This window comes from Nostoc sp. 'Peltigera membranacea cyanobiont' 213, from assembly GCF_002245975.1.
Classification (GTDB): domain Bacteria; phylum Cyanobacteriota; class Cyanobacteriia; order Cyanobacteriales; family Nostocaceae; genus Nostoc.
This window is the reverse complement of sequence record NZ_NOLI01000245.1, coordinates 1-5,593: the sequence shown is the minus strand read 5'-3', so window position 1 is coordinate 5,593 and position 5,593 is coordinate 1. Positions and strand designations below refer to the sequence as shown.

Annotated in this window: 3 protein-coding genes and 4 pseudogenes; 4 read left to right on the top strand and 3 right to left on the bottom strand. The window is 37.5% G+C overall.

Features of this window, described 5'->3' with window-relative positions; genetic code table 11:
• Positions 1 to 77: 77 nt before the first annotated feature.
• Both CDG77_RS33095 and CDG77_RS33090 read left to right on the top strand, forming a co-directional pair.
• Positions 78 to 1,773: pseudogene (locus CDG77_RS33095) on the top strand (TonB-dependent receptor); the annotation flags it as partial.
• Between the two features lie 34 nt (positions 1,774 to 1,807).
• Positions 1,808 to 2,680 (top strand): annotated as a pseudogene (locus CDG77_RS33090) ((2Fe-2S) ferredoxin domain-containing protein).
• Positions 2,681 to 2,693: 13 nt separating this feature from the next.
• Here the strand turns inward: CDG77_RS33090 and CDG77_RS33085 are convergent.
• Together CDG77_RS33085 and CDG77_RS33080 are read right to left on the bottom strand one after the other, a co-directional pair.
• Positions 2,694 to 3,026, bottom strand: a complete 333-nt coding sequence (locus tag CDG77_RS33085; RefSeq protein ID WP_094333412.1) for a type II toxin-antitoxin system RelE/ParE family toxin — start codon at positions 3,024 to 3,026, stop codon at positions 2,694 to 2,696.
• Positions 3,023 to 3,283: a ribbon-helix-helix domain-containing protein gene (locus CDG77_RS33080; RefSeq protein WP_094333411.1), complete on the bottom strand. Its 261-nt coding sequence runs from the start codon at positions 3,281 to 3,283 to the stop codon at positions 3,023 to 3,025. Before CDG77_RS33080 ends, CDG77_RS33085 begins: the two co-directional genes overlap by 4 nt.
• A gap of 131 nt (positions 3,284 to 3,414) precedes the next feature.
• Between CDG77_RS33080 and CDG77_RS33075 the strand changes: the two genes are divergently transcribed.
• Complete coding sequence (locus CDG77_RS33075; protein ID WP_094333410.1) at positions 3,415 to 4,629, top strand: ABC transporter substrate-binding protein; 1,215 nt, start codon at positions 3,415 to 3,417, stop codon at positions 4,627 to 4,629.
• Positions 4,630 to 4,631: 2 nt separating this feature from the next.
• A pseudogene (locus CDG77_RS33070) lies at positions 4,632 to 5,240 on the top strand (iron chelate uptake ABC transporter family permease subunit); the annotation flags it as partial.
• 2 nt (positions 5,241 to 5,242) lie between these two features.
• Here the strand turns inward: CDG77_RS33070 and CDG77_RS33065 are convergent.
• Positions 5,243 to 5,560 (bottom strand): annotated as a pseudogene (locus CDG77_RS33065) (ATP-binding cassette domain-containing protein); the annotation flags it as partial.
• Positions 5,561 to 5,593: the final 33 nt, after the last annotated feature.

The following is a 5,593-nucleotide window of genomic DNA, read 5'->3' as shown; positions in this document are numbered from 1 at the left end:
GTATTTTCAACCTCGGATGACGACACAGAATTTGCATGAACTTTTGTGGACAATTTTCCCACAAAGTCAACACCCTAGCCTTAAGCGGTCAATTTATTCGAGGTTCTAACTCTGCACAAGTCTTGATTTTACTTGATGGTAGACCAATTAACGATTTGGGTTCTGGTGGTTTTGATCTTTCAGAATTTACTACCAATATCGTTGAAAGAGTCGAAGTATTACCAGGTGGTGGTTCTACCCTTTATGGTTCCGATGCAATTGGGGGAGTGATTAACATTATCACTCGTCGTCCCACAGAAAAAGTGACAACACAAGCGGGAGTTACCTTTGGCGCTTATGGATTAAATCAGCAGACTATTAGTAATAGCGGGAAAGTCGGTGATTATTGGTTGGGTGGTAGGTTACAACCGTACCGAAGCCGAAAATAACTATCCTTTTTCTATCCCAGAAGCGAATTTCAAGGGAAACAGGGAAAATAATGATGTTCTCTACAATAACTTTAATGTCAAGCTAGAGGCGGATTTAGGAAAGCGTAACACCCTAACCCTCTCAACCCTATATTTAGGTAAAGACCAAGGAGTACCAGGAGGAGTACCCATTTCTGAGCCATTATTTGGTCAAGGCTATTTTAACTCATTGACGAATAGCGATCGCAAATACACAGACCAAGTTCTCACTGATTTAACCTGGAACTCAAAATTAGGAGGTGGGGATGATTCACTGCTAACAGCCAGAGTTTACGCAGATTTCCTCAACACTCGTTTTGATAGTCGCAATTCATCTCAAGCACGATATGATAATGGGCAGACTTCTTATGGATTGCAAACACAACACAGTTGGAAATTTGCTCATAATCAAACCCTAGTTTATGGCTTTGATTATCGCAATGTATCAGCTACTAACAGTACATTCGACTTTTCCGCTAATACAAAAACAGTTACTTACGACGATAGTATTAGTCAAGGGGCACTATTTGCTAGATATGAAATTAATTTTACCCCTAGTTTCACTGCCAACTTAGGCTTACGTCAAGATTTTAGCAGCTTGACAAATGGCTCTTTTACGTCACCGAGTGTAGGAGCAAAATTTGCACTTACAGACTCTACCACCCTGAGAGCTAACTATATCAAGAATTTCCGTGCGCCGAATCTTTTCAGCTTATATGCGAATGGTGGTAGTTACGTTGGTAATCCTAACCTCCGTCCAGAGAAAGGCGATAGTTATGATATCGGAATTGACCAAAAGTTAGGCAACTTTGGTTTATTGCGCTTGACCTATTTCAACAACACAATATCAGATTTAATCGCCTATAACTTTGCTGTTCCGCTAGCTACTTACGAAAATATTGGTAAGGTTCGTACTACAGGAATCGAAGCAGTTTTGAATTTGCAGCTAGCGAAGAATATCTACACTTTTGTTAGTTATACAGCAAATGACCCCCGAATTTTGAAAAGTACAAATTCTGCCGAAGTTGATAAAGAATTACGATTCGCAGGTGCAGATAGTTTGAATGCAGGACTTTCTTATGAAACTTCTCAAGGCTTATATGCTGGAATACTGATGCATTCTTTGGGTGCATATCCCATAAACAATACTAATACAGAATTTTTGTCTGGTTATACTACTTTTGATTTCAAAATGCGGGTTTCTCTAAGTAATACATTAGTATTAACAGGCAGTGTAGATAATATCTTTAACCAGAGATACCAGTTATTTCCTGGTTATCCTGATGGAGGGAGGGTTTTTCAAGTTGGGTTGAGTTCTACGTTTTGAAGTCAAGAGTTTTTTACGCATAGGAGAGTTTTGAATGACTGAATTTAATTGTTGGGTAACTCCAGTAAATAAGGTTGTGATTGAGGCTTTATCTACTGAGGGGTCTATTGAATATGAATATTTTGATTCTAGTACCGATGTTTTGTCGTCGCTACTTTACACTTTATTTCAGCAAAATTGGCAGCAGGTAGGGGTAGGGCATATTGTCCAAGGAGGTGTATTAGAATTAGAATTTAATGCTCCACCGAAAATTTGTATCCTCTATGATGGATATCTCACATTAGTTACAGAAGGCTGGCATTTGCACCTATGTATTGAGGCTAATTTAGGTGGCCCCCATTGTAAGACTCCTTTAGAATTAAGGCAACAACGTCAAGTAAATCGTGCTGCATTTTATCGACGGTTTAATGCAGAAGGTATCCCTAGAAGTTGGGGAATAGATTTATGGAATGGTGCAGATGAAAACCTCATGACGATTTTCTTGCCAAATCCGTATGTAGAAGGTGAGAATTTATTACCAGAAGGTAAGCCGAATTTATCAAAGTTAGCTCTTTATGAGGAACTACGAGATATTTATGTATTGGGAAACCAGCCTATACCGTTTACTAAAAACCCCCTCAAACATTCTTATATCTCAGTTTGCACTTCTACTCGCTGTCTTCCTTCACGCAAATGGCAACCCACATTTGATGCTTTAAAATCCGCAGTTGAAAATGCAGGTTTAGACATAGAAGTGAGAACATCTGGCTGTTTGGAAGTTTGACAACAAGGGCCAGTAGTATTTTATTCGGATGATAGGACTTGGTACACTCGTGTTAACTCAAATATAGCTGAAACTATTGTCAATGAACACTTACTCAAAGGCAACAAAGTTATTGAACATTGCTATCCACCGAAGTCTGTTTAAATTAGAACTGCGGTTAAAAATCATCATCTAATTCGCTGAGTACATCTGCCAAATCTCTTGCTCCATGAAATACCCGAAGAATCTCAACATTAGTATCCTGAATCCGATAAAAAATCAGGTAATCCTTAAAATCTTTGATGCGCCATTGCCTGATTTCGCCCAATTTAGATACAACCAACTGCGTCACCTTTCCTATACTGGGAGTTTTTGCCAACTGAGCAAACGTCATTTCTGCCGCCAGAAGAAATTTCATCGCTACATCTGCATTTCCATTGACCAATATGTAATTTGCCTGCTGCCGCAAATCTTGCGTTGCTTGGTTTCTGACAACTAACTTATAGCTCATGCGTCGCTTTGTGTTGCTGTACTATTTTCATCTAAAACCGCAGAACGCAAATTTTGCCAATATTCTGGTGTTACTTCCTGAGTGTCCGAGTTAATACCTTCAAGTAAAAGCATTTCTAACTTCGCTTGCGCCTGACGTTTTTTGTCTTGCTGCACCAAGTCTAGAAAATACTCGCCGATGCTGTTGTAAGCACCTGTCATCAATTGTGCCTCGACATAAACGCGCATCTCATCAGGTATATCAATATTGATATTCATTAGCTTTTAAGTATAACTACATCTATTATTTTAGCGTGCAAGCCTTCATTCAACCTACAAATGAACATTTCTTGAAAAGGAATAAAGTTATTGAACACCACTACCCACCGACAGACAAAAAATTAGATAATATGAAGTTTTTCAAATTGTCTCATTCCAAAATTATTTTTTTGTGCCAGTTTTTTCTCATTGCGACTTTAGTAATTGCTTGCCATACTACGGCAATTAATACATCTACAAATACCAATAATAACGGCTGCATTCAAAAATATGACCCCAATACTGATTACTTCCCTAATAAAATTAAGATTACTCATGCAACAGGCTTGGCAGTAGAGTATCATAAACACTACAAAATCGTCACTATAAAAAATCCTTGGCAGAATACCAACACAAAGTTTCAATATGTTTTAGTCCAATGTGGAACTCCCACACCAAAAGGATTTAATCAAGCACGGGTAATTACAGTTCCCATTAATTCCATAGTTTCTCTATCTACTACTCATTTACCCCACCTAGCCAAATTAGGTGTAGTTGATAAACTGATTGGTATTAGTAATAGTAAGCAAGTAAATACACCTGATGTTGTAGAGAGAATTAAAGCCGGAAAGGTAACACAAGTAGGTGATAATTCCAATGTGGATATAGAGAAAGTACTAGAATTAAATCCTGACTTGGTAACAACTTTTGGTACTGGAAATTCCCAAACTGATAGTTATGCCAAACTCACAGAGGCGGGTTTGAAAGTGGGTATAAATTCTGAATATATGGAAGACACACCACTGGGAAGAAGCGAATGGTTAAAATTTACTGCTCTGTTTTTTAATAAAGACGAGCAAGCAGAAAAAATATTTAGTGAAATTGCCAATAAATATGAACAAGTAGCTGAAAAAGCTAAAGCTGTAAAAAATCGTCCAACTATATTTGTTGGGTTCAATTTTAAAGGTACTTGGTATATGCCTGGAGGTAAAAGTTACTTAGCCAAATATCTAGCTGACGCAGGAGCAAATTATCTCTGGAGTGATGATAAATCCTCTGGTAGTTTACCTTTATCTTTTGAAGTTGTTTTGGAACGTGCAGCCAATGCTGACTACTGGTTGAATTTTAGTCAATCTTGGAAGAAATTAAAGGATTTAGTAGCTGAAGATAATCGCTATGCTGATTTTAAGGCTGTGAAAACAGGCAATCTTTACAATAATAATGCCCGTCTCAATGAAAGTGGAGGTAATGATTACTGGGAAGGCGGAATTAGCAACCCAGATATGGTTTTATCTGATTTGATTAAAATACTGCATCCAGAGATATTACCTAACCATAAACTATTTTATTACCACAAAATTAATTAATAATGTTCAGCGAAAAATATCAATTTAAAACTTCCCTAATAACCAAAAAAGCTCTGGTTTTCAAAACCATTATTTTCTTAATTATACTTATAAGTTTAATCTTGGCTTTTTTATTAGATTTGGCTTTAGGTTCAGTTGATATTCCTGTTAATGAAGTAATAAAAATTTTACTCGGGCAAGAAGCAGAAAAAGTGACATGGACTCATATTATTCTCAAATTTCGCCTACCTAAAGCTTTAACTGCAACTTTAGCGGGTGCGGCTTTAGGTGTGAGTGGCTTGCAAATGCAAACCCTATTTAAAAATCCCTTGGCGGGGCCTTTTGTGTTGGGTATTAGTTCTGGCGCAAGTTTGGGTGTAGCGTTAGTTGTGCTGACAGCAAGTGCTACGACACCAACATTATTAGCAGATTTGGGAATCATTAGTGATTTTGCTTTAGTGATAGCAGCAAGTCTCGGTGCAGCATCAGTTTTAGGGATGATGTTAGTTGTTTCTCGCCGAGTGCAAGATACGATGACACTATTAATTTTAGGTTTATTGTTTGGTTATGCTACCAGTGCAATTGTTAGTATTTTGTTGCAGTTTAGTTCAAAGGAACAGATTCAAAGTTATAGTTTACCTTCTAGCATCAGCCGCCCTTTATCCATGACAAAAACCCAATCCGCCCACCGATAAACTAAATCTAAATCATGGGTTGCCATTAATAAAGTGGTTCCATCTTTATGAACTTTTTTCATGGTTGCTATCAAGTTACGACTATGTTTTATATCTAAATATGCAGTTGGCTCATCCAACACCAACAGTTCTGGTTGCAACACCATCACATCTGCTATGGAAACTCGCTTTTTTTGTCCTAAACTCAGATGATGCACTGGTCTTTCTGCTAAACCCGGATTTCTCACAAGTGAGAAAAAAACACTTGGGTTAGTCAAATTTTAGATAACTTAATTGATACATTATCAAAA